The organism is Isoptericola sp. F-RaC21 (genome assembly GCF_038593535.1).
GTDB lineage: Bacteria > Actinomycetota > Actinomycetes > Actinomycetales > Cellulomonadaceae > Isoptericola.
The window spans coordinates 772,950-795,148 of the sequence record NZ_JBCFYX010000003.1; the positions used below are offsets into that span (position 1 = coordinate 772,950).

General features: G+C 73.3%; 19 protein-coding genes. 9 read left to right on the forward strand and 10 right to left on the reverse strand.

The annotated features are described in order from the left end of the window. The first annotated feature begins 20 nt into the window (after positions 1 to 20). Both AAG589_RS14000 and rsrA read left to right on the forward strand, forming a co-directional pair. On the forward strand, positions 21 to 878 hold the full coding sequence (locus tag AAG589_RS14000; RefSeq protein WP_430567850.1) for a sigma-70 family RNA polymerase sigma factor: 858 nt from the start codon (positions 21 to 23) through the stop codon (positions 876 to 878). Then, positions 875 to 1,156, forward strand: a complete 282-nt coding sequence (gene rsrA, locus AAG589_RS14005; protein WP_430567851.1) for a mycothiol system anti-sigma-R factor — start codon at positions 875 to 877, stop codon at positions 1,154 to 1,156. The genes AAG589_RS14000 and rsrA overlap by 4 nt, the downstream gene beginning before the upstream one ends. Positions 1,157 to 1,267: 111 nt before the next feature. Here rsrA and AAG589_RS21260 read toward each other — a convergent pair whose 3' ends face one another. Then, positions 1,268 to 1,342, reverse strand: coding sequence for a 50S ribosomal protein bL37 (locus tag AAG589_RS21260; RefSeq protein WP_099052597.1), 75 nt, complete (start codon positions 1,340 to 1,342; stop codon positions 1,268 to 1,270). A 156-nt stretch (positions 1,343 to 1,498) separates the two neighbouring features. Here AAG589_RS21260 and AAG589_RS14010 point away from each other — a divergent pair, with 156 nt between their 5' ends. Next, a complete protein-coding gene (locus AAG589_RS14010; protein ID WP_430567852.1) occupies positions 1,499 to 2,299 on the forward strand; it encodes a DUF4097 family beta strand repeat-containing protein in 801 nt (266 codons plus the stop codon). A gap of 37 nt (positions 2,300 to 2,336) precedes the next feature. Then, positions 2,337 to 2,873, forward strand: a complete 537-nt coding sequence (locus AAG589_RS14015) for a mycothiol transferase (RefSeq protein WP_430567853.1) — start codon at positions 2,337 to 2,339, stop codon at positions 2,871 to 2,873. A gap of 15 nt (positions 2,874 to 2,888) precedes the next feature. On the opposite strand, the gene AAG589_RS14020 is transcribed toward AAG589_RS14015, so the two are convergent. After that, positions 2,889 to 3,491, reverse strand: a complete 603-nt coding sequence (locus AAG589_RS14020; RefSeq protein ID WP_429735060.1) for a GDSL-type esterase/lipase family protein — start codon at positions 3,489 to 3,491, stop codon at positions 2,889 to 2,891. A 141-nt stretch (positions 3,492 to 3,632) separates the two neighbouring features. Beyond that, positions 3,633 to 4,559 (reverse strand): aldose 1-epimerase family protein, encoded by a 927-nt coding sequence (locus tag AAG589_RS14025; protein WP_430567854.1) that lies wholly within the window; start codon positions 4,557 to 4,559, stop codon positions 3,633 to 3,635. A gap of 146 nt (positions 4,560 to 4,705) precedes the next feature. Between AAG589_RS14025 and AAG589_RS14030 the strand changes: the two genes are divergently transcribed. Beyond that, positions 4,706 to 5,701 carry an aldo/keto reductase gene (locus AAG589_RS14030; protein WP_430567855.1) on the forward strand — a complete coding sequence of 332 codons (996 nt, stop codon included), beginning with the start codon at positions 4,706 to 4,708 and terminating at the stop codon, positions 5,699 to 5,701. Positions 5,702 to 5,827: 126 nt separating this feature from the next. Here the strand turns inward: AAG589_RS14030 and AAG589_RS14035 are convergent, their stop codons facing one another. From AAG589_RS14035 to AAG589_RS14045, 3 genes are all read right to left on the reverse strand, one after another. Continuing rightward, complete coding sequence (locus AAG589_RS14035) at positions 5,828 to 9,622, reverse strand: multifunctional oxoglutarate decarboxylase/oxoglutarate dehydrogenase thiamine pyrophosphate-binding subunit/dihydrolipoyllysine-residue succinyltransferase subunit (protein ID WP_430567856.1); 3,795 nt, start codon at positions 9,620 to 9,622, stop codon at positions 5,828 to 5,830. A gap of 343 nt (positions 9,623 to 9,965) precedes the next feature. Next, positions 9,966 to 11,111 (reverse strand): sensor histidine kinase, encoded by a 1,146-nt coding sequence (locus AAG589_RS14040; protein WP_430567857.1) that lies wholly within the window; start codon positions 11,109 to 11,111, stop codon positions 9,966 to 9,968. Beyond that, a complete protein-coding gene (locus AAG589_RS14045) occupies positions 11,111 to 11,857 on the reverse strand; it encodes a response regulator transcription factor (RefSeq protein ID WP_430567858.1) in 747 nt (248 codons plus the stop codon). The genes AAG589_RS14040 and AAG589_RS14045 overlap by 1 nt, the downstream gene beginning before the upstream one ends. A gap of 261 nt (positions 11,858 to 12,118) precedes the next feature. Here AAG589_RS14045 and AAG589_RS14050 point away from each other — a divergent pair, with 261 nt between their 5' ends. The 3 genes from AAG589_RS14050 to AAG589_RS14060 all read left to right on the forward strand — a co-directional run bounded on the left by AAG589_RS14050 (position 12,119) and on the right by AAG589_RS14060 (position 15,578). Next, positions 12,119 to 13,465 (forward strand): hemolysin family protein, encoded by a 1,347-nt coding sequence (locus tag AAG589_RS14050; protein ID WP_446719741.1) that lies wholly within the window; start codon positions 12,119 to 12,121, stop codon positions 13,463 to 13,465. Then, complete coding sequence (locus tag AAG589_RS14055; RefSeq protein WP_430567860.1) at positions 13,462 to 14,499, forward strand: hemolysin family protein; 1,038 nt, start codon at positions 13,462 to 13,464, stop codon at positions 14,497 to 14,499. Before AAG589_RS14050 ends, AAG589_RS14055 begins: the two co-directional genes overlap by 4 nt. A gap of 224 nt (positions 14,500 to 14,723) precedes the next feature. Further along, complete coding sequence (locus AAG589_RS14060) at positions 14,724 to 15,578, forward strand: M15 family metallopeptidase (RefSeq protein ID WP_430567861.1); 855 nt, start codon at positions 14,724 to 14,726, stop codon at positions 15,576 to 15,578. A 330-nt stretch (positions 15,579 to 15,908) separates the two neighbouring features. Here the strand turns inward: AAG589_RS14060 and AAG589_RS14065 are convergent, their stop codons facing one another. Genes AAG589_RS14065 through AAG589_RS14080 form a run of 4 tightly spaced genes read right to left on the reverse strand, consistent with a single transcriptional unit; the run spans position 15,909 to position 20,206 of the window. Beyond that, positions 15,909 to 16,535, reverse strand: coding sequence for a CYTH domain-containing protein (locus AAG589_RS14065; RefSeq protein ID WP_430567862.1), 627 nt, complete (start codon positions 16,533 to 16,535; stop codon positions 15,909 to 15,911). A gap of 29 nt (positions 16,536 to 16,564) precedes the next feature. Further along, positions 16,565 to 17,713: a bifunctional 2-methylcitrate synthase/citrate synthase gene (locus AAG589_RS14070; protein WP_430567863.1), complete on the reverse strand. Its 1,149-nt coding sequence runs from the start codon at positions 17,711 to 17,713 to the stop codon at positions 16,565 to 16,567. A gap of 54 nt (positions 17,714 to 17,767) precedes the next feature. Beyond that, complete coding sequence (prpB, locus tag AAG589_RS14075; protein WP_430567864.1) at positions 17,768 to 18,679, reverse strand: methylisocitrate lyase; 912 nt, start codon at positions 18,677 to 18,679, stop codon at positions 17,768 to 17,770. A 9-nt stretch (positions 18,680 to 18,688) separates the two neighbouring features. Then, the gene (locus AAG589_RS14080) at positions 18,689 to 20,206 is read right to left on the reverse strand and encodes an MmgE/PrpD family protein (RefSeq protein ID WP_430567865.1); all 1,518 of its coding nucleotides are present in this window, start codon (positions 20,204 to 20,206) and stop codon (positions 18,689 to 18,691) included. A gap of 388 nt (positions 20,207 to 20,594) precedes the next feature. Between AAG589_RS14080 and AAG589_RS14085 the strand changes: the two genes are divergently transcribed. After that, a complete protein-coding gene (locus tag AAG589_RS14085; protein WP_430567866.1) occupies positions 20,595 to 22,097 on the forward strand; it encodes an MFS transporter in 1,503 nt (500 codons plus the stop codon). Positions 22,098 to 22,199: the final 102 nt, after the last annotated feature.

A 22,199-nucleotide genomic window follows, 5' to 3' on the forward strand; every position in this document is an offset into this window, starting at 1 on the left:
CGCGCAGGCCCCCGGCGGGAATGTCGGGGCCCGCCTCGCGGTTGCACACCGACGTGAGCACCCCCACCTCGCCGACGGCGACCGCCGTCCCCGCAGCCGGACCGAAGCCCGTGCGGTTGTTCGCCGTACCGGCCGACGCCCTGACGGCGGGCGCGGACGGCGCGGCGGTCGGCGGCACGACAGACCTGCACGCCCCGTGGATCGGAGGACCCCACCCAGTGGCTGGACTAGGCTCGACGGTGATGACTCAGGACAGCGAGGAGATCCCCGAGGACACCGAGCGTGCCCCCGAGGGAGAGAGCAGCGCGGCGCGTGCCGCGCGCTTCGAGCGCGACGCCCTGCAGTACCTGGACCAGCTCTACTCGGCGGCGCTGCGCATGACGCGCAACCCCGCGGACGCCGAGGACCTGGTGCAGGAGACGTTCGCCAAGGCGTTCGCCGCGTTCCACCAGTACAAGCCGGGCACCAACCTCAAGGCCTGGCTGTACCGCATCCTCACGAACACGTTCATCAACAGCTACCGCAAGAAGCAGCGCGAGCCGCAGCAGTCCCAGGCCGAGGACGTCGAGGACTGGCAGATCGCGCGCGCCGCGTCGCACACGTCGCAGGGGCTGCGCTCGGCCGAGGCCGAGGCGCTCGACCGGCTCCCGGACTCGGACGTGAAGCGGGCGCTGCAGGAGCTGCCCGAGGACCGTCGGATGGTCGTCTACTACGCCGACGTCGAGGGCTTCCCCTACAAGGAGATCGCCGAGATCATGGGTACGCCGATCGGGACGGTGATGTCCCGGCTGCACCGCGGGCGCCGGCAGCTGCGCGAGCTGCTCGCCGACTACGCCGCCCAGCGTGGCCTGGTCCCGGCTCGTGGAGGAGCGTCATGACCGACCCCATCACCCCCATCCCGCACGACCGGGCCGAGGGGGAGAACGAGTGCGAGCACGCCCTCGTGCACCTGAACGAGTACCTGGACTCCGAGATGACCCCGGAGGACGAGCAGCGGATGCGCGCCCACGTGGCGCACTGCTCGCCGTGCCTGGCGGAGCTGAGTGTCGAGGAGCTCGTCAAGCAGCTGGTCCGCCGCTCCTGCTCGGAGCGTGCGCCGGAGACCCTGCGGGTGCGCATCCACGCGCAGCTGACGGTGATGTCCACGGCCGAGTAGCGCTCTCGCCGAGGTAGTACGACATTCGCCGAGGTAGTTCCGGCGGCGGCGTGGCCCGTGGCCACTGCTCCACCGGAACTACCTCGGCGAATGTCGTACTACCTCGGCGCGTCAGGCGTTGGGACGCTTGCCGTGGTTGGCGGCGTTGCCCTTGCGGCTACGGCGCTTGCGACCGCGCTTGCTCATGGTGGTCTCCTCACGAAGGATGGACGAGGGTCGGTCCCCATGGTCCCACACCCGAGGGCCGGGGTCGGAATCCGGGGGATCCCCGATCCGCCCGTCCACGGGCTCTGCCAGGGTGGTCCCCGTCCCCAGCACAACCCGAGCACCACAGGGAGCCTCATGAGCACGGAGTCGTGGGCGGTCGCCGCCCCGCAGACCATCGACGTCGAGCAGGCCACGGGGGTGACGCTGCGCCTGCAGGACGGGCGCGCCGACGTCGTGGCCGACGCGGCGGCGACCGGCGTGCGGATCGAGCTGCTCGAGGTGGGCGCCAAGCCGCTGCAGGTGACGCGCGACGGCGACCGGCTGCGCGTGGGCTACGAGAGCTCCGTGCTCGACTCCGTGATGGCGAAGCTGCGCAACCCCCGCCAGAGCGAGCGCGCCGTGGTGCGCGTCGTCGTCCCGGCGGACGGGGCGGTCGACGTCGGCACGCTCGGCGCGGACGTCGAGCTCACCGGGGGCCGCAAGGTCGCGGTGAAGACGGTGACGGGCGACGTGCGCACCACCGGCACCACCGGCCCGATGTCGCTCAAGACCGTCTCGGGCGCGCTGGCGGCCGACGGCCACACCGGGGACGTGACGGCGAACAGCGCGGCGGGGTCGATCGCCCTGGCCGGCGCGCTCGCCCGCGTGTCGCTCACGACGGTGTCGGGCGCGGCCACCGTCACCGCGACGCAGGCGAGCCCGCTGATCACGGCCAAGACGGTCTCGGGCGCGATCGACCTGCGCCTCCCGGCCGGCACCCCGGTGAACCTCAAGGTGCGCGGCGCGTCGGGCCAGGTGGTCCTGGACGGCTCGGTGCTGCCGAGCGCCGGCGCGACGCTCGTCGTCGACCACGCGGAACCGCCGGCCGACGGCCGCAGCGCCGCCTACCTGTCCACGACGGTGACGTCCGCGCACGTCACCGTCGACCGTCGCTGACCGTCGCCCGCCCGGGGCGTCGGGGAGGAGGAGCACGATGACCGCACAGCCGACACCGTCCGTACCTCACGTCGCGCTGCTGACCGACGCCTTCGGGCGGATCGCCGGGTCGGTGCACCGCGTGCTCCGCGGGATCACGCCCGGACGACTGGCGTACCGCCCCGACCCGGAGGCGAACACCGTGGCGTGGCTGGTGTGGCACCTGGCGCGCGTGCAGGACGACCACGTCGCGGACGTCGCCGGCACCGAGCAGCGGTGGACGGCCGGCGGCTGGGCCGACAAGTTCGGCCTGCCGTTCGACGTCGCGGACACGGGCTACGGCCACACGCCCGAGCAGGTCGCGGCCGTCCGTGCCGACGCCGACCTGCTGCGCGGCTACCTCGACGACGTCCACGCCGCGACGACGGCGTACCTGGCGACCGTCACGGCCGAGGACCTGGAGCGGGTGGTGGACACCAGCTGGGACCCGCCCGTCACGCTCGGCGTGCGGCTCGTCAGCGTCGTCGGGGACGACCTGCAGCACGTCGGCCAGGCCGCGTACGTGCGCGGCCTGGCCGAGCGGGCAGGCGTCTGACGGGACGCCGGCAGGTCACTCGTCGGCGGGCAGCCCCAGCCACGCGTGCCAGCCGGTGTGCAGCACGAGCCAGGCCATGAGGCCGTAGCCCGCCTGGCCCGGGTAGGTCGAGCCGTTGGTCGCGAGGTCGGCCAGCCACTGCTCGTGCTGGGCCAGCGGCGTGTACGTGTCGACGTACGGCACGCGGCGGCGGTTCGCGACGTCGGAGAACGCGGCCGAGAGCTCCGCGATGCGGCCGCCGTCCTCCGGCCGGCCCGGGGGCGGCCCGACGACGAACGCCGGGATCCGGCTCGTCTCCGCCACGTCGAGGATGTTCGCGAGGTTGAGCCGCGACCGTGCCACCGAGAGCGACGAGTCGACGTCGTGCCGGCCGAGCGCCACGACGAGACGGTTCTCGCACGTGTCCTCCGGGCCGAAGCGCGACTCCGTCTCCGCCTGCCAGCGGGCGCCGAGCGCCGAGCTGGTCTCCCCGGGCACGGCGAGCGTGAACGCCATCGCCGGCCGCCCGAAGCGGGTGCGGGCCATGACGCGGCCCGTCCACCCCAGGGCGCGGGCGTCCCCGACGCCCACACTGAGCTCGTCGCCCACGACGCAGATGCGCACCTCGGTCTGGGTCACTGAGCCTTCACCGTCCAAGTCCTGTCTCGCAGTTGCGCGGCCATTGTCGCCGCACGCCGACCGCGACGCAGGATCCCACGCCGCGCGGCACCCCGAGTTGTCAGAGCCACAGGGGGGTATGCACCGCGCTGGTTCTACAACTCAGAGCAGGGTGGCGCCCCAGCGCACGACGTGCTCGTCGCCGGGCGCGAGGCGGACGAGGCGCTCGCCGGAGTTGAAGGCGTCGGCCACGCAGCTCATCGGCTCGGCCGCGAGCCCGAACCGCTCGTAGCCGGTGATGTGGTCGGCCGAGCAGACCTGCCAGCAGTCCATGGAGTCGTCCATCCAGATCGCGGCGGTGCTCCCGTCGGGGCGGCCGAGCCGGGCCCACGACAGCCCGGCGTCGTCGCGTGTGGCGCCCGTCCAGGCGTCGTCGAGGTCCAGGCCGGCGAGGGGCCGGGTGGCGCGCAGGTCGTACGGGCCGGCGACGGGCTCGGTGCCCGTGGGCAGCAGCCGGTCGTCGACGGCGACGTGCGTCGTGGCGTCCAGGCTGACGGTGCAGTCGTCCAGCGCGGCGCCGCCGGTGGACAGCCACGGGTGGAAGCCGACGCCGTACGGCGCGGTCCCGGCGCCGACGTTGCGCGCGCTGACCACGACCTCCAGGCCGGCGTCCGACACCGCGTAGCGCGTCCGGAGCACGAGCTGGAACGGCCAGCCCTTCTGGGCCGGGAGGGCGAGCTCGAGCGTCACCGCGTCGTCGGCCACCTCGACCGGCGTCCACCGGTACCAGCACACGAGGCCGTGCAGGGCCGTACCGCGGTCGGGCTCGCTCACGGCGACCTGGTGGACCACGCCGTCGACGGTGTAGGCGCCGTCGCGCAGGCGGTTCGGCCAGGGGGCGAGGACGGCGGCGTTGAAGACGGGGGCCGCCTCGTCCTCGGCGAACGGGACGAACACGTCGCGGCCGGCGACGGTGTACTCGCGCACCATCGCCCCGACCTCGGTGACGGTGGCCCGGTGCTCGCCGGAGGAGATGCGGAACTGCCGGCCCGACGGGGCGGGGACGGCGGAGGAATCAGCGGTGTTCACGCTCACACCGTAGTCGGCACGCCGGATCGGTGCGGGCGACGTAGCGTAGGGGAGCCAGATATCTGACGAGACGTCCCCTCGCGCGCGCGAGGGGTTCCGCGGTCGCGGGTCCAGGGGGACGCGCGGCGCCACCGAACGGGGGAACGATGGAGAAACAGGTGCTCGGACGCACCGGTCGGCTGGTGTCGGTCGTCGGCCTGGGAACCTGGCAGCTGGGGGCGGACTGGGGCACGGTCGACGACGACCAGGCCCGGTCGGTGCTCGATGCCGCGTTCGAGTCCGGCGTGACCTTCTTCGACACCGCGGACGTCTACGGCGACGGGCGGAGCGAGCAGGCCCTCGGGGCCTTCCTCGCCGACCACCGCGACAAGGGGATCACGGTGGCCACGAAGATGGGCCGCCGGATGGACCAGGTGCCGGAGAACTACGTCCTGTCGAACTTCCGCGAGTGGACCGACCGGTCGCGCCGCAACCTCGGCGTCGAGAGGCTCGACCTCGTGCAGCTGCACTGCCCGCCGTCGTCGGTCTACTCCGACGACGAGGTGTACGACGCGCTGGACACCCTCGTGGCCGAGGGCGTGACGGCCGCGTACGGCGTCTCCGTGGAGACGGTCGACGAGGCGCTCACCGCCATCGCCCGGCCCGGCGTCGCGACCGTGCAGATCATCCTCAACGCGTTCCGGCTCAAGCCCCTGGAGCAGGTGCTGCCCGCGGCCTCGGACGCCGGCGTGGGCATCATCGCGCGGGTGCCGCTCGCCTCCGGGCTGCTGTCGGGCCGGTACACCCACGAGACCACGTTCTCCGAGGACGACCACCGCACGTTCAACCGCGAGGGCAAGGCGTTCGACGTCGGCGAGACGTTCTCCGGCGTGCCGTTCGACGTCGGCGTCGACGCGGCCGCCCGCTTCACGGAGCTCGCCGGCTCGGCCCTCAACCAGGACCTCACGCCGGCGCAGGCGGCCATCGCCTGGGTGTGGCAGCAGCCGGGCGTCTCCACCGTCATCCCCGGCGCGCGCAGCCCCGAGCAGGCGCGGCTGAACGCGGCCGCCGGCGAGGCCGGGGTGCTCGGCCCGCTCTTCACCTCCGGCGTGCGCGAGATCTACGACGACGCGATCCGGGAGCACGTGCACGAGAAGTGGTGACGCCGAGGTAGTTCGTCTTTCGCCGAGGTAGTCCGAAAATCGCCGAGGTAGTTCGAGGGGCGGCCCGCATCAGATGCGGGCCGCCCCTCGAACTACCTCGGCGATTTTCGGACTACCTCGGCGAGGTCACTCCCGGTCGAAGGCCTGCGCCACCAGGATCTCCTGCTGCTCCTTGTGCCGCTTGGCGGTGCCGGCGGCGGTGGAGGCAGACGCGGGGCGCGACGCGACGCGCACGCGCGGCAGGTCCTCCGGGAGGGCCAGGTGCAGGAAGGACCAGGCGCCCTGGTTCTCCGGCTCGTCCTGGACCCACACGACGTCGGCGCCCGGGTACTGCGCCAGCTGCGCGCGGAGCTGCTCCTGGGGGAACGGGTAGAGCTGCTCCAGGCGGAGGATGGCGGTCCGGGTGTCCTGGCGCTTGGTCCGCTCGGCGAGCAGGTCGTAGTACAGGCGGCCGGTGCACAGCAGCACGCGGTCGACCTGCGCCGCGTCCACCGAGGCGTCCGCCAGCACCGGCTCGAAGGTGCCCGTGGTGAAGTCCTCCACGCTCGAGGCGGCGGCCTTGAGGCGCAGCAGCTGCTTCGGCGTGAAGACGACCAGCGGGCGGCGCGGGCGGGCGTACGCCTGCTGGCGCAGCAGGTGGAAGTACGACGCCGGCGTGGACGGCTGCGCCACCGTCATGTTGTTCTCGGCCGCGAGCTGCAGGAAGCGCTCGATGCGGGCGGACGAGTGGTCCGGCCCCTGGCCCTCGTAGCCGTGCGGCAGCAGCATGACCAGCGACGAGTGCTGGCCCCACTTCTGCTCCGCCGACGAGATGAACTCGTCGATGACGGTCTGCGCGCCGTTGACGAAGTCGCCGAACTGCGCCTCCCAGAGCACGAGGGCGTCCGGGCGCTCCACGGAGTAGCCGTACTCGAAGCCGAGGGCGGCGTACTCGCTGAGCGAGGAGTCGTACACCCAGAACTTCGCCTGGTCGCCCGACAGGTACAGCAGCGGCGTCCACTCGGCGCCCGTGTTGCGGTCGTGCAGCACGGCGTGGCGCTGGACGAAGGTGCCGCGGCGGGAGTCCTGGCCGGCGAGGCGCACCGGGGTGCCCTCCATGAGCAGCGACCCGAAGGCCACGAGCTCGCCGAAGCCCCAGTCGATGCCGCCCTCCTTCGCCATGAGCTGCCGCTTGGCCAGCATCTGGGCGAGCTTCGGGTGCACCGTGAAGCCCTCGGGCGCGGACACCTGCACGGCGCCCACGCGCTCGAGCACGGCGTGCGGGACGGCGGTCTGCCAGCCGACCATGTCGCCGGCGCCCTCGCGCTGCGCCTCCGGGCGCTCGAGGCCGAGGATCTCGTCGTCGCCGTCGGGCGTGGTGGCCTTGCCGGCCGACTTGGTCTCGGTGAAGACCCGCTCGAGCTGCGCCTGGTAGTCCTGCAGCGCCTGCTCGGCCTCCTCGACCGTGATGTCGCCGCGTGCCACGAGGTTCTTCGTGTACAGCTTGCGCACCGACTGCTTGGCCTCGATGAGGTTGTACATCAGCGGCTGCGTCATCGACGGGTCGTCGCCCTCGTTGTGGCCGCGGCGGCGGTAGCAGACCATGTCGATGATGACGTCGCGGTCGAACTGCTCGCGGTAGGCGAAGGCGAGCTCGGCCACGCGCACGCAGGCCTCGGGGTCGTCCCCGTTCACGTGGAAGACGGGGATCTGGTAGCCCTTGGCGACGTCGGTCGCGTAGGTCGTGGAGCGCGACGACGACGGCCCGGTGGTGAAGCCCACCTGGTTGTTGATGATCACGTGGATCGTGCCGCCGGTGCGGTACCCGCGCAGCTGCGCGAGGTTGAGCACCTCGGGCACGACGCCCTGGCCCGCGAACGCGGCGTCGCCGTGCAGCAGGATCGGCAGCACGGAGAAGCCGTCGCCGCCCAGGTCGATGCGGTCCTGCTTGGCGCGCACGATGCCCTCGAGCACCGGGTCGACCGCCTCGAGGTGGGACGGGTTGGCGGCCAGGTACACCTTGGTCGTGGCGCCGGACTCGGCCGTGAACACGCCCTCGGTGCCGAGGTGGTACTTGACGTCGCCGGAGCCCTGCACGCTCTTCGGGTCGAGCTGGCCCTCGAACTCCTTGAAGATCTGGCCGTAGCTCTTGCCCGCGATGTTCGCCAGCACGTTGAGGCGGCCGCGGTGCGCCATGCCGATGCCGACCTCGTCGAGCCCGCCCTCGGCGGCCCGCGACAGGATCGCGTCGAGCAGCGGGATGACCGACTCGCCACCCTCGAGCGAGAAGCGCTTCTGGCCGACGTACTTGGTCTGCAGGAACGTCTCGAACGCCTCGGCGGAGTTCAGGCGGCGCAGGATGCGCAGCTGGTCCTCGCGCGGCGTGCGGGCGTAGCCCGACTCGAGACGCTCCTGGAGCCACTTGCGCTGGGCCGGGTCGGCGATGTGCATGTACTCGACGCCGATGGTGCGGCAGTACGAGTCGCGCAGCAGGCCAAGGATGTCGCGCAGCGTGTCCTTGGTCTTGCCGCCGAAGCCGCCCGTGGGGAACGTGCGGTCCAGGTCCCACAGCGTGAGGCCGTGGTTCTGGATGTCCAGGTCGGGGTGCTTGCGCTGGCGGTAGGCGAGCGGGTCGGTCTCCGCCATGAGGTGCCCGCGGGAGCGGTAGGAGTGCACCAGCTCGGCGATGCGCGCCGGCTTCGCGGCCTCGACGTCGGCGTCGACCGTGTTGTCGCGCACCCAGCGCACGGGCTCGTACGGCACGCGCAGGGCCGCGAAGACGCGGTCGTAGAAGCCGTCCAGGCCGAGCAGCTTGTTCGCGAGCACCTTGAGGAACTCGCCGGACTGCGCGCCCTGGATGATGCGGTGGTCGTAGGTCGACGTGATCGTCATGACCTTCGAGATGCCCATGCGGGCGAGCTGCTCCTCGGACGCGCCCGCGAACTCCGCGGGGTAGTCCATGGCGCCGACGCCGATGATCGTGCCCTGCCCGGCCATGAGGCGCGGCACCGAGTGCACGGTGCCGATGCCGCCCGGGTTGGTCAGCGAGATCGTGGTGCCGGCGAAGTCGTCCATGCCGAGCTTGCCGCCGCGGGCCTTGCGCACGAGGTCCTCGTACGCCGCCCAGAAGCCCGCGAAGTCGAGCTCCTCGGCCTTCTTGACGCTGGGCACCAGCAGCTGGCGCGAGCCGTCCGGCTTGGCGAGGTCGATCGCGAGGCCGAAGCCCACGTGGGCCGGCTGCACGACGTGCGGCTTGCCGTCGATGCTCTCGTAGTGCGCGTTCATCACCGGCATGTCGGACAGCGCCTCGACGAGGGCGAACCCGATGAGGTGCGTGAACGAGATCTTGCCGCCGCGGCCGCGGGCCAGGTGGTTGTTGATGACGATCCGGTTGTCCACCATGAGCTTGGCGGGCACGGCGCGCACCGACGTCGCGGTCGGGACCTCGATCGAGGCCTCCATGTTGGTGACGACGCGCGCGGCGGGGCCGCGCAACTTCTGCACGTCGTCGGTGGCCTCGTCCTCGGTGGCCTTCGGCGAGGACTTCGCGACCTCGGCGTAGGGGGCGGTCGCGGGCAGGGCCTCGGCGACCGGGCGGACGGCGCTCACCTCGGGGTCGGCCGGGACCGGGGCCGGCTTCGCGGCCTTCCGCTCGGACTTCGCGGCCTCGGCGGCGGCGGTGCCCGACCGGGTGGCGGGAGCCGCGGGCTGCGCCGGGGCAGCGGGTGCGGCGGCCGGCTGGGCGGTGGCCGCGGGCTGCGCGGGAGCCGCAGGGGCGGCCGGTGCCGCCGGGGCGGCGTCCGCCGCGGCGCCGTTGGACTCACCCGGCTCGTAGTCGGCGAAGAAGTCCCACCACGCGGGGTCCACCGCGTTCTTGTCCTTCAGGTACTGCTCGTAGAGCTCGTCGACGAGCCATTCGTTGGCTCCGAACGCGCTCGCCACGCTGATCGACTCTGACCCGTCCTTCGGGGACACCACGCGCGGATCGCCCACTTTCACACAGTTGCAACTCGTTCGACCGGAAATGCGCCCGACAGCGCCGGTGCGCAGGTCCAGCCTACGTCCTTCGAGACGTCCCACCGGGGAGGTCGAGCGGCGTCAGACGGCCGTTCCCGGGCTCGCGGCGCGGCATCGTGACCGTCCGGTAATGCGGTGGGCAACGACTCTTCGGGTCGACCCGATGACTCCGTGTTCCGACGTCATGTCCGGACCACGCGCGCCGTCCTGTGACGAACGAGTGTGACCAACGTCACCCGGGGCACCCGTGCCGCGGCGCGGCGCCGGATCAGTCCGAGGGCTCGGTCGTGACCCCGGGCGCGGGCCGGGCCTGGGCGGGGAGCGTCACGCGCATCGTCGCGCCGCGGTCGGTGTCGGCCACCTCGACGTGCCCGCCGTGCAGGTCGACCGCCCAGCGGACGATGGCGAGGCCGATGCCGGTGCCGCCGCTCGCCATGCCCGACGGCGGCGCGGCGTGCGGCCGGCCAGCCGCCGCCCCGCTCGCGAACCGCTCGAAGATCCGGCCGCGGTCCTCGGGCGCGATGCCGGGCCCCTCGTCGCTCACCTCGAGGACGATGTCGTCGTCCACCGGGTAGGCGTCGAGGCGCACCGTGCCGCCGTGCGGCGAGTGCCGGATCGCGTTCTGCAGCAGGTTGGTGACCACCTGGCGCAGCCGCTCGACGTCGGCCTCGAGCGCCAGGTCCGGCGGGGTGACGTCGACGACGTAGCTGAGGCCCTTGGCGGCGTCGACCATCGACATCGCCTGCGCGGACTCCTCGAGGAAGTCGCCCACGGAGAACTCGCTGAGCACCAGCGCCGACGCGCCCGCCTCCACGCGCGACAGGTCGAGCAGGTACGTGACCAGGCGGGTGAGCCGCTCCGTCTGCTCCAGGGAGAGCTCCAGGGCGGACGGCGTGGGCTCGGTGACGCCGTCGACCATGTTCTCGAGCTGGGCCTGCAGCGCCGCGACCGGGGTGCGCAGCTCGTGCGACACGTTGGCGATGAGCTCGCGCCGCACGCGGTCGGAGGCGTCGAGGTCGGCCGCCATGACGTTGAACGCCTCGGCCAGCTGGCCCACCTCGTCGCGGCTCGTCGCCCGCACGCGGATGGAGTAGTCCCCGGCGGCCATCGCCTGCACGGCCGCCGTCATGTCCCGCAGCGGCGACGTCATGCCGCGCGCGAGCAGCTGCACGATCACCAGGGACAGGAAGATGGCCAGGGGCAGCGTGCGGGTGGGGCCGAGCTCGTTCTGCAGGCCGATCCACGTGATGAGGACGGCGAACGTCACCGTCGCCACGACCAGCACGCCGAGCTTGGTCTTCAGGGACCGCAGCGGGTCGAGCGGGCGGACGTCGGGCAGCCGGTGGTGCTCCTTGCGCCGCGGTGCGACCGGCGCTGCCGGCCCGGCGTCGTCGTCGCCGGGGGCGTGGTCCATCAGGCCTCCGGCGGCTCGAAGGCGTAGCCGACGCCGTGCACGGTGCGGATGAGGTCCGGCCCGAGCTTGCGGCGCAGCGCCTTGATGTGGGAGTCGACCGTGCGGGTGCCGCTGGCGTCGGCCCAGTCCCACACCTCGGCGAGCAGGCGCTCGCGGGTCTGGACGGTCTTGGGCGAGCTCGCGAGCATGACCAGCAGCTCGAACTCCGTCGGCGTCAGGTGCACCTCGTCGCCGGCGCGGTGCACGCGGCGCTGCGCCCGGTCGATCGTCACGTCGCCCATGACCATCGGCGGGTCGGCGGGGGTCGTCACCGCCGCCTGCTGCGCGCGCTCCACGCGCCGCAGCAGCGCCTTGACGCGGGCCACCAGCTCGCGCATCGAGAACGGCTTGGTCATGTAGTCGTCGGCGCCGACGCCGAGGCCGACGAGCATGTCGGTCTCGTCGTCGCGCGCCGTGAGCATGAGGATCGGGATCGGGTTCTCCGCCTGGATGCGGCGGGTGACCTCGAGCCCGTCGATGCCGGGCAGCATGACGTCCAGCACGATGGCGTCCGGGTTCAGGCGGGAGGCGGCGTCGACGCCGGCGAGGCCGTCGCGCGCCACCTCGACACGCCAGCCCTCGGCGGACAGGCGCTGCGCGATCGCGGCCGCGATCGCGGGCTCGTCCTCGACGACGAGCACGGTGGCGTTCTGCTGGCCGGACGTGCCCGAGGTGCCCGGGGTGCCCGGAGGGGTCGCGGTGGTCATGGTGCCATCTTGCACCGGCTCCCTGCGGGAGCGCTGAGCACACGCTGTCCGGGGCGCTCGCGGCGCGGTGGGGCGGTGGACGCCGACTCGCCGGAGCCCGGCCTGCCGATAGCATCGGAGCACGATGGACGAGAGTCGATATCGCGCGCGGCCGACCGCGCCGTCCCGCCTGGCCGCCCCGCCGCCACCCCACGCCCGCCGTGCTCCACACGCTCGGTGCGGCCGCCCCACCGGGGGCCGCCCGTGCTAGGCGACGTCCTCATGATCGTGCTCGGCGTCGTGCTCACCGCAGGGACCGCGGTGTTCGTCGCGAGCGAGTTCTCCCTCGTCACCCTCGACCCGGCCGTCCTGGCGGCCGACGACGAGGAGGGCGACAGTCCGCCGCCCGGCGGGAGGCGCCCGTCGGACCGACGGGACCGCGCCGTCCGCGCCGGGCTCAAGCACCTGTCGACGGAGCTCAGCTCCGCGCAGGTCGGCATCACCATCACCACGATCCTGCTCGGCTACACCGCGCAGCCCGCGTTGCTGTCCCTGTTCTCCGACGCGTTCGCGGCCACCGCGATGGGCCGAGGCGTCGCGGGGGTGCTGGCCGGCGTCCTCGCGCTCGTCGTGGTCAACGCGTTCTCAATGCTGTTCGGCGAGCTGATCCCGAAGAACTTCGCGCTCTCGGCCCCGCACGCGACCGCACGCCTGGTGGTCCCCGTGCAGCGCGTGTTCACCATGCTGTTCCGCCCGCTGATCGTGGTGCTCAACGGCTCCGCCAACGCGCTGCTGCGGCGCGTGGGGGTCGAGCCCCGCGAGGAGCTGTCCGGGGCGCGGTCGTCCTCGGAGCTGCTGTCGCTGGTGCGGCGGTCGGCCCAGGAGGGCACGCTCGACCAGTCGGTCGCGACCCTGCTGACCAACTCCCTCGAGCTCGACGAGCTGTCCGCGCGCGACGTCATGACCGACCGCATGCGGATGGCCGTCGTCGAGCGCGACACCACGGCCGCCGAGGTCGTGGCCCTCGCCCGGCGTACCGGCCACTCGCGGTTCCCGGTGATCGGCGAGGACCGGGACGACGTCGTCGGGCTGGTGCACCTGCGCCGCGCCGTCGGCGTCCCGCACGACCGGCGCGGGGAGGTGCCGGCGGCCGCCCTCATGGTCGACGCGCCCCGCGTGCCGGAGACGGTGCGTCTCGGGCCGCTGCTCGTCGAGCTGCGCGGCCTCGGGCTGCAGATGGCGGTGGTCGTCGACGAGTACGGCGGGACGTCGGGCATCGTCACGCTCGAGGACGTCGTGGAGGAGCTCGTGGGCGACGTCGCGGACGAGCACGACCCGCGCCGTGCGGGCGTCGTGCGCGGCGCCGACGGGTCGTGGGTCGTGCCCGGCGTGCTGCGCCCCGACGAGCTGGAGGAGCGCACCGGCCTGGTGGTCCCGGAGGGGCCCGCCTACGAGACGCTCGGCGGCCTGGTCATGGCCGAGCTGGGGAGGGTGCCCGAGGTGGGCGACGAGATCGAGACCGACGGCGTGCTGCTGCGCGTGGAGGCGATGGACGCCCGGCGCGTCGAGCGGCTGCGCGTGCTCGCCGTCGACCCGGCCGAGCCCGAGCACGGGGAGGCGGGCCGATGACCACCGGGACCGCCCTGCTGGTCGGCGTGCTGCTGCTCGCCGGGAACGCCTTCTTCGTCGGCGCCGAGTTCGCCGTCATCTCCGCGCGCCGCAGCTCCATCGAGCCCCGGGCCGAGGCCGGCGACCGGCGCGCGCGCACCGCCCTGTGGGCCATGGAGCACGTCTCCCTCATGCTCGCGTGCGCGCAGCTCGGGGTCACCGTGTGCTCCACCGGCCTGGGCATCGTCGCCGAGCCCGCGCTGGCGCACCTGCTCGAGGTGCCGTTCGAGGCGCTGGGCGTCCCGGCGGCGCTGCTGCACCCCGTCTCGCTCGTGCTCGCGCTGGCGATCGTCGTGTACCTGCACGTCGTGCTCGGCGAGATGGTGCCCAAGAACCTCGCCGTCGCCGGGCCGGAGACGGCCGCCCTCTGGTTCGCGCCGCCCCTCGTCCTGCTGGGCCGCGTCGTGCGCCCCGTCATCGCGGCGCTCAACTGGGTGGCCAACCACGCCGTCCGCCTCGGGGGCGTGGAGCCCAAGGACGAGGTCGCCTCGGCGTTCACGGCCCAGGAGGTGCAGTCGATCGTCGAGCACTCGCAGGCCGAGGGCGTGCTGCGCGACGAGCAGGGCCTGCTGGCCGGGGCGATCGAGTTCTCGTCGCGCACGGCCGGCGACGTCATGGTGGCCGTGGACGAGCTGGTCACCGTCGGCCCGAGGTCCACGCCCGACGACGTCGAGCACCTGGTCGCCCGCACCGGCTTCAGCCGGTTCCCCGTGCGGGGCGACGACGGCGCCCTGCGCGGCTACCTCCACCTCAAGGACGTGCTGTACGCGTCGAACGGCGACCGCTTCGACCCCGTCCCGGCCTGGCGCGTCCGCGCGCTCGCGTCCGTGCGGCCCGGCGACGAGGTGGAGGACGCGCTGCGAGCCATGCAGCGCTCCGGTGCGCACCTGGCCCGCGTCGAGGGGCCCGACGGCGTGCTCGGCGTCGTCTTCCTCGAGGACATCCTCGAGGAGCTCGTCGGCGAGGTGCGCGACGCCATGCAGCGCCGCCCGTGAGCAGGCCCGTGAGCAGGGTGGACACCCTCCCACGCCGGGCGGCCCGTGCTGCGGCCCGGGCGACGGTGGACAGGGACTTGGCGGGGGAGCCCGACACCGTTATGGTTCCGTGACGGATCGCGTCGTGCGGCCGCGTGCAGGGCACGCGGCGCCGGGCGGTCCGTGTTCGGGTCCGGAGAACCCGGGCGGCCACGGCGGCCGCCCGGCACGAGCGCGGAGGTGCCGTGGAGGCGACGTCGCAGGGTGACGCAGCCGCGCCGCGCTCCCGCCGCGAGATGCGGGAGGCCGAGCTCGCCAGGGCCGGCAAGAAGCCCCGCAAGCGCGCGTCGTCGTCCCGGACCGACCGCTCCTCCGGGCGCCACGCCGCCCCCGCCGGGCACGCCTGGGTCACCCGGCTGACCGTGCTCGGATCGCTCGCCGCCGCGACCGTCGTCGCCCCGCTCGTCACCGACGACCAGGCCCACGGCGGCACCCCGTTCGACCTCGACACCCAGCCCACGGGCCCGTCCACCCTGGCCCTCCTCGAGCAGGGCGTCGACACCCCCCGCACCTCCCAGGGCATCGCCGCCGCCCCCAAGGACGTCCGGGTCGAGGCGGCCGCCGCCAGCCGCACCGCCGAGCGCAGCCCGCTGCCCGGCTGCGACGCCGGGGCCCCGATCGACGGCGGCAACGGCACCCTGGCCGACCACTCCCTCTGCGACATCTGGCAGCCCGGCGAGAAGCTCCGCGCCGACGCCGCCGTCGCGCTCAGCGGCCTCAACGAGGCGTTCCGTGCCCGCTTCGGCCGCGACCTCTGCCTCGTCGACAGCTACCGCTCCATCTCCTCGCAGTACGCCGTCAAGGCCAGCCGCGGCTACCTCGCCGCCACCCCCGGCACCTCCATGCACGGCTGGGGGCTCGCGATCGACCTGTGCGGCGACGAGTACCGCAACAGCGACGTCTACGGGTGGCTGTGGGAGAACGGGCCCGCGTACGGGTGGGAGAACCCGCCGTGGGCGCAGCGGGGCGGCATGGGGAACTACGAGCCCTGGCACTTCGAGTACAAGCCCGGCGTCGTGGAGATCACGCCCTGGCACTGAGCGCTGGTTGAGCCTGTCGAAACCTGGTTCGCGGACCCGGCGGTTGAGCCTGTCGAAACCCGGGTCGCCGCCGCGGGAGGTGCAGGATCCTTCGCGCGGTCGCGTTCACGCGCCCCAGGGGGCGCTCCACTTCGGGAGGGATACGACCGCGCGAAGGATCCTGCACCTCCCGCTCTCCTGATCCCTCGCCCTGAGCGTCGTCTCGATCTCTCCCTTGCACGCGCCCGGCGCGGCGGAGCCGGGCGCTCGTCGAGGCGGCCGACGTCGTACGTGCACAGCCTGCGACCTCCACCGAGTGCGCGACAGGCCGGGGGCGGAGAGCGGGCCGCGTCAGGTGGTGAGGGTCGTGTTGCCGCCGAAGTCGTCGCGGAAGCGGGGGCCCTGGGTGGCGAGCTCCTGCGCGTAGGCGGCGGACCAGCCGCGGAACGGGTCGACGGCGAGGGACTCGTTGGAGAAGCGGCGGTCGTCGGTGAGCTCGGTGACGCAGAAGTCGGGGATCTGGAGGTCCGTGACCGGGCCCGAGCGCTCGCACTCGGCGACGATGAGCGGGGCGTTGGCGCCGCCGAAGACGTCGATCGACCAGCCGTCGGCGCCCAGCCAGGCCGCGTAGCGCGTCTTGAGGACCTGGGCGCCGCCGCGGCGCACCAGCTCCGCGCCGACCTTCGGGTCGAGCTGGCGCTCCGCCTCGTACCGGGTGCCACCCACCGACGGGCCCTTGACCGTGACCGCGGCGAAGTCGACGCGGGAGCGGTACAGCTCCAGCACGTCGCGGGCGTCGCTGTCCGGGCCTAGGCGCGCCTCGACTCCGGTGGCCTGCACGCGCACGCGCAGCGCGTAGCCGCCGTCGGACAGGAAGTAGGACTGCACGATCAGGGCGGGCGCGTCACGCAGGGCGTCCGGCAGCTCGCGGACGAAGAACCGGCGCTCGAACTCGAAGTCGGAGTAGTCGGCGGACATGGGCCCGAGCCTAGTGCCCGGGCGTGCGCCTACGGCCGCGGCACCTCGCGCCGCTCCGGGCCCACGTACGCCGACAGGGGACGGATGAGGGCGTTGGAGGCCTGCTGCTCCATGATGTGGGCGGTCCACCCGGTGACGCGGGCGGCGACGAACAGCGGCGTGAACGTGGGCGTGTCGAAGCCCATGAGGTGGTAGGCCGGACCCGAGGGGTAGTCGAGGTTCGGGTAGATGCCCTTGCGGCTGACGAACTCGGACTCGAGCGCGTCGTACAGCGCGGCCAGGTCGGGTCGGTCGTAGTGCTCGACGAGCGTGTCGAGTGCGGCCTTCATGGTCGGCACGCGCGAGTCGCCGTGCTTGTACACCCGGTGCCCGAAGCCCATGATCTTGCGCTTCGCGGCGAGGGCCTCGTCGAGCCACCCCGCGGCGCGCTCGGCCGAGCCGATCTCCGCGAGGGTCTCCATGACGGCCTCGTTGGCGCCGCCGTGCAGTGGGCCCTTGAGCGCCGCGATCGCGCCCACCACCGCCGAGTGCAGGTCGCTCAGCGTGGACGTGATGACCCGCGCCGTGAACGTCGAGGCGTTGAACGAGTGCTCGGCGTACAGGATCATCGACCGGTTGAACGCGTCGACCACGACCGGGTCCGGCTCCACCTCGAACGTCGTCCACAGGAAGTTCGCGGAGAAGTCGAGGTCGTCGCGCGGCGCCACCGGCTCGAGCCCCTGGCGCCGGCGCTGCCCGTACGCGACGACGGCGGGCAGGGCCGCGAAGAGCCGCACGCTCCGCTCGAGGTTCACGGTGCGGTCGGCGGCGGCCTCCTGCGCGGTGAGTCCGGCGGCCTCGCGCGCGCCGATCACGCTCACCGCAGTGCGCACCTCGTCCATCGGGTGCGCGGTGACGGGCAGCAGGTCGATCGCCGCGCGCACGTCGTCGGCGAGGGAGCGGTGCTCCCGCTCGGTCGCGCGCAGCGTCTCCAGCTCGCCGTCGGTCGGCAGCTCGCCGTGCCACAGCAGCCACGCCACCGCCTCGAACGGGCGCGTAGCCGCCAGGTCCTGGACCGGGTAGCCGCGGTACAGCAGGGAGTTGGTCTCGGGGTCCACCTTGGAGACGGCCGTCTCGTCGGCGACCACCCCCGCCAGCCCGCGGCGGATCTCCGGCTCGGACCCGGTGTGCTGTGTCATCGATGCTCCTTCGCTGCGATGCGGCGGGCGGGTGGCGCCGGGGCGCCGCGCTCGTCAGCCCGCGTGGTTGTCGTCCAGGGTGAAGTCGAAGACGCCCGTGTCGAACGTCGAGTAGCCGGCGTAGTCCACGAGCTCGTACAGCCGGGCCCGGGTCTGCATGTGCCCGACCTGCCCGGCCAGCGAGCCCTCCGCGCGCAGCGCGTCCAGCCCGCGCTCGGCGGCGCCCATCGCGAGCCGCAGCAGCGAGACCGGGTAGATGACGAGGGCCACGCCCGCGTCGGCGAGCTGCGTCGTCGTGAACAGCTCGGACTTGCCGAACTCGGTCATGTTGGCCAGCACGGGGACGTCGACGGCGCTCGCGACCGCCTCGAACTCCGCCAGGTCGCGCATGGCCTCCGGGAAGATCGCGTCCGCGCCCGCGTCGACGAGCGCCTTGGCGCGGTCGATCGCCGTCGCGAGGCCGGCGACGGCCCGCACGTCCGTCCGGGCCATCACCAGCAGGTTCTCGTCCCGGCGGGCGGCGACGGCGGCGCGCACCCGCTGCAGCGCGGTCGGCTCGTCCACCACCTGCTTGCCGTCGAGGTGCCCGCAGCGCTTGGGATTCACCTGGTCCTCGACGTGCAGGCCCGCGACGCCCGCGTCCTCCAGCGCCTGCACGGTCCGCGCCACGTTCATCGCCTCGCCGAAGCCGGTGTCGGCGTCCACGAGCGTGGGCAGGTCCGTCATGCGGGCGACCTGCCCGGCGCGCGTCGCGACCTCGGTGAGGGTGGTCAGCCCGACGTCGGGCAGCCCCAGGTCGGCCGCGACCACGGCGCCCGAGACGTAGACGCCGTCGAACCCCCTGTCCTGGATCAGCCGCGCCGCGAGCGGGTTGAACGCGCCGGGCAGCTGCAGCAGCTCGCCCGATCGCAGGCGCTCGCGGAAGGCCGCGCGCTTGGCGGCGGGGGTGGCGGTCGAGTAGAGCACGGGCACTCCTCAGAAGATGCCGGGCGCGACGGGGTGCGCGACGAGCGCGTCGTCGAGCGGCGTGACGGTGAGGCCGGACAGCTCGTCGGCGGTGAGCTCCGGCAGCCGCTGCGCGACGTCGAGGAACCGCTCGGTCTCCTCGTCGGCCAGCACCCCGGCGGCCAGCGCGCGGAACTTCGCCACGTACTGCGCCCGGGCGAAGGGGCGCGCCCCCAGCGGGTGCGCGTCGGCGACGGCGATCTCCTCCACGACGCGCGAGCCGTCGGCGAGCTCGATCTCCACCCGGCCGCCGAACGACTTCAGCTCCGGGTCGGTCGAGTGGTACCGGCGGGTCCACTCGGGGTCCTCGGCGGTGGTGACCTTGCGCCACAGCTCCACGGTGTCCGGCCGGCCGGCGCGCTCCGGGGCGTAGCTGCGGACGTGGTCCCAGGCGCCGTCCTGCAGCGCGACCGTGAAGATGTAGGGGATCGAGTGGTCCAGCGTCTCGCGGCTCGCCGTCGGGTCGTACTTCTGCGGGTCGCCGGAGCCGGAGCCGATGACGTAGTGCGTGTGGTGGCTGGTGTGCAGCACGACCGACGTCACGCGGGCCGGGTCGCGCAGCTCCGGGCGCTCGGTGCCGAGGCGGCGGGCGAGGTCGATCCACGCCTGCGCCTGGTACTCCGCCGAGTGCTCCTTGGTGTACGTGTCGAGGATGGCGCGCCGGGGCTCGCCCGCCGCGGGCAGGGGCACCGTGTAGCGGGCGTCGGGTCCGTCGAGCAGCCAGGCGATCACGCCGTCCTCGCCCTCGTAGATCGGGCTGGGGGAGGTCTGCCCGCGCATCGCACGGTCCACGGCCTCCACCGCCATCTTCCCCGCGAACGCGGGGGCGTGCGCCTTCCAGGTGGAGATCTCACCCTTGCGCGACTGCCGGGTGGCGGTGGTCGTGTGCAGGGCCTGGCCGACCGCCTGGTACACGGTCTCCGCGGGCAGGCCGAGCAGGGTGCCGAGCCCCGCCGCCGCCGAGGGGCCGAGGTGGGCCACGTGGTCGATCTTGTGCGCGTGCAGGCTGATGCCCTTGACGAGGTCCACCTGGATCTCGTACCCGGTGACGATCCCGCGCAGCAGCTCCGCGCCGCTGCGGCCCAGGTGCTGCGCGACGGCGAGCAGCGGCGGGATGTTGTCGCCCGGGTGCGAGTACTCCGCGGCGAGGAACGTGTCGTGGTAGTCGAGCTCGCGCACGGCGACGCCGTTCGCCCACGCCGCCCACTCGGGGCTGGTGCGCGCGGGGGAGCCGAACACCGTGGCCCCGGCGCCACCGCGGGAGACCGGGTGCGCCTCGGCCTGGGAGCGCGCCGCGAGGATCGGGCCGCGGCCCAGCGACGCCGTCGCCACCGCGGCGTTGTCGATGACGCGGTTGATCACCATGTCCGTGACCTCCGGCGTCGGCTCGAGCTGCTCCGCGGCGACCCCCGCGATCTTCCACGCGAGCTGGCCCTCGCGCGGCAGCGGCTCGTCGGAACGGTAGACGCGGACCTCGTGGTCGATCATGCGGGGGAGTCCTCCGGTTCGTGCAGGCACCGTCGCCGCCCGTGGTCCCGGGCCGCCCCGAGAACGTAACCCTCGACGTCCGCACGGTCCAGCGAGCGAGACGGGTCGGAGGCCGCTGCGGGCGCCGTGGAGGAGGCGTGATGAGCCGTGTGGTGGGCTTCACGAACGGCCTGTCAAGGAATGGTGTCGTCGCAGGTCAGAGGTGCGGCGACCGGCGGCCGGCAGGGTCATGTTTGCCCCGGCGAACTTGATTCTGGGTCAAGGGCCGGTAACGTGGCCGCCCATGTTCGGGCTCGGCGTCCGCTCTCGTAGCGGTCGCCGGCTCCCTGTCACGGGCCGGGCCGCCGCGTCACACCGCGTGCACGCCGCGCCGGCCACGGAAGGAAACATGACCGCCGTACTCCCTCAGGAACCGACCGGCACCACCCCTGCGAACGCCCCGGCCACCCGGGCCGCGCGCCGCAGGCTCCGCGTCTCCGACGTCACCGTCGTCGACAACTCCATGCTGAAGAAGACGATCGGCGGCACGGCCGTCGGCAACCTCATGGAGTGGTACGACGTGGGCGTCTACGGCTACCTCGCCGTGACGATGGGTGCCGTCTTCCTGCCGCAGGCGTCGTCCGGCGTGCAGATCCTCTTCTCGCTCGGCGTGTTCGCCGCCACGTACGTGGCGCGCCCGCTGGGCGGCATCGTCTGCGGCCGCATCGGCGACCGGATCGGCCGCCAGAAGGTGCTCGCGTTCACGCTGGTGATGATGGCGAGCTCGACCTTCCTCATCGGCCTGCTGCCCACCTACGGCGTCCTCGGCGTCGCCGCACCGCTGCTGCTCGTGCTGCTCAAGCTCGCGCAGGGCTTCTCCACCGGCGGCGAGTACGCCGGCGTCACGACCTTCGTCGCCGAGCACGCCCCCGACCGCCGACGCGGCTGGGCGGCGTCGTTCCTCGACTTCGGCAGCTACCTCGGCTTCGCGCTCGGCGCCGTCGTCGTGACCGTGCTGCAGGTGACGCTCGGCGAGCAGGCGATGCTCGACGGCGGCTGGCGCATCCCGTTCCTCGTCGCGGGCCCCATCGGCGCGTTCGCCGTGTGGTTCCGCCTGAAGATCGAGGAGTCGCCGGCGTTCCAGGCGCAGCAGGTCGCGGCCGAGGCGGCCAAGGACCAGGGCGCCGCGGCGCCCGCTCCCACCGACGTGACCCTGCGCTCGCAGTGGCGGCCCCTGGCCGTCGCGATGGTGCTGGTCGCCGTCGCGAACACCGCCGGCTACGCCCTGACCAGCTACATGCCGACCTACCTGACGGACACCCTCGGGTACGACGCCACGTCCGGCACCCTGCTGACAGTGCCCGTGCTGGTGCTGCTCGCGGTGATGATCCTCGTCGCCGGCCCGATCAGCGACCGCGTCGGCCGCCGTCCGCTGCTGTGGTTCGGCGCCGGCTCGCTCGCGGTCGTCGCGGCCCCGGCCTTCCTGCTGCTGGCGATGGGCCACGTGTGGTCCACGCTGCTGGGCCTCGTGCTCATGGCCGTCCCGGTGGCGTGCATGGTCGGCGTGCAGGCCGCGACGCTGCCCGCGATGTTCCCGACCGCGGTGCGCTACCGGTCGATGGGCCTGGCGTACAACGTGGCGCTCGCGATCTTCGGCGGCACGACGCCGCTCATCGTGGAGTCGCTGACGCAGGCCACCGGGTCGAGCATGGCCCCGGCCTACTACCTCATGGCCTTCGCGCTCGTCGGGGCGGTCGCCGTCGGCTTCGTCAAGGAGAGCGCCGGCAAGCCGCTGCCCGGTTCGATGCCGTCGGTCGACACCGACGCCGAGGCCAAGGCGCTCGTGAAGACGCAGGAGAAGAACCCGGACCTCGACCTCGACGCGATGCCCGGCCTGGTCCCCGCGCACTGACCGCGTCGACGTAGCGATCGCCCATGGTTCCCCGCCGGGATCCATGGGCGATCGCTATGTCGCCGGAGAGGTCGCAGGACAGCACGAGAGCGGCCCGCCACC

What these genes read in the sequence shown, in the direction of transcription:
- AAG589_RS14000 (WP_430567850.1), top strand. Translation starts at nt 21, where the DNA reads ATGTCGGGGCCCGCCTCGCGGTTGCACACCGACGTGAGCACCCCCACC.
- rsrA (WP_430567851.1), top strand. Translation starts at nt 875, where the DNA reads ATGACCGACCCCATCACCCCCATCCCGCACGACCGGGCCGAGGGGGAG.
- AAG589_RS14010 (WP_430567852.1), top strand. Translation starts at nt 1,499, where the DNA reads ATGAGCACGGAGTCGTGGGCGGTCGCCGCCCCGCAGACCATCGACGTC.
- AAG589_RS14015 (WP_430567853.1), top strand. Translation starts at nt 2,337, where the DNA reads ATGACCGCACAGCCGACACCGTCCGTACCTCACGTCGCGCTGCTGACC.
- AAG589_RS14030 (WP_430567855.1), top strand. Translation starts at nt 4,706, where the DNA reads ATGGAGAAACAGGTGCTCGGACGCACCGGTCGGCTGGTGTCGGTCGTC.
- AAG589_RS14040 (WP_430567857.1), bottom strand. Translation starts at nt 11,111, where the DNA reads ATGGACCACGCCCCCGGCGACGACGACGCCGGGCCGGCAGCGCCGGTC.
- AAG589_RS14045 (WP_430567858.1), bottom strand. Translation starts at nt 11,857, where the DNA reads ATGACCACCGCGACCCCTCCGGGCACCCCGGGCACCTCGGGCACGTCC.
- AAG589_RS14050 (WP_446719741.1), top strand. Translation starts at nt 12,119, where the DNA reads ATGATCGTGCTCGGCGTCGTGCTCACCGCAGGGACCGCGGTGTTCGTC.
- AAG589_RS14055 (WP_430567860.1), top strand. Translation starts at nt 13,462, where the DNA reads ATGACCACCGGGACCGCCCTGCTGGTCGGCGTGCTGCTGCTCGCCGGG.
- AAG589_RS14065 (WP_430567862.1), bottom strand. Translation starts at nt 16,535, where the DNA reads ATGTCCGCCGACTACTCCGACTTCGAGTTCGAGCGCCGGTTCTTCGTC.
- AAG589_RS14070 (WP_430567863.1), bottom strand. Translation starts at nt 17,713, where the DNA reads ATGACACAGCACACCGGGTCCGAGCCGGAGATCCGCCGCGGGCTGGCG.
- AAG589_RS14080 (WP_430567865.1), bottom strand. Translation starts at nt 20,206, where the DNA reads ATGATCGACCACGAGGTCCGCGTCTACCGTTCCGACGAGCCGCTGCCG.
- AAG589_RS14085 (WP_430567866.1), top strand. Translation starts at nt 20,595, where the DNA reads ATGACCGCCGTACTCCCTCAGGAACCGACCGGCACCACCCCTGCGAAC.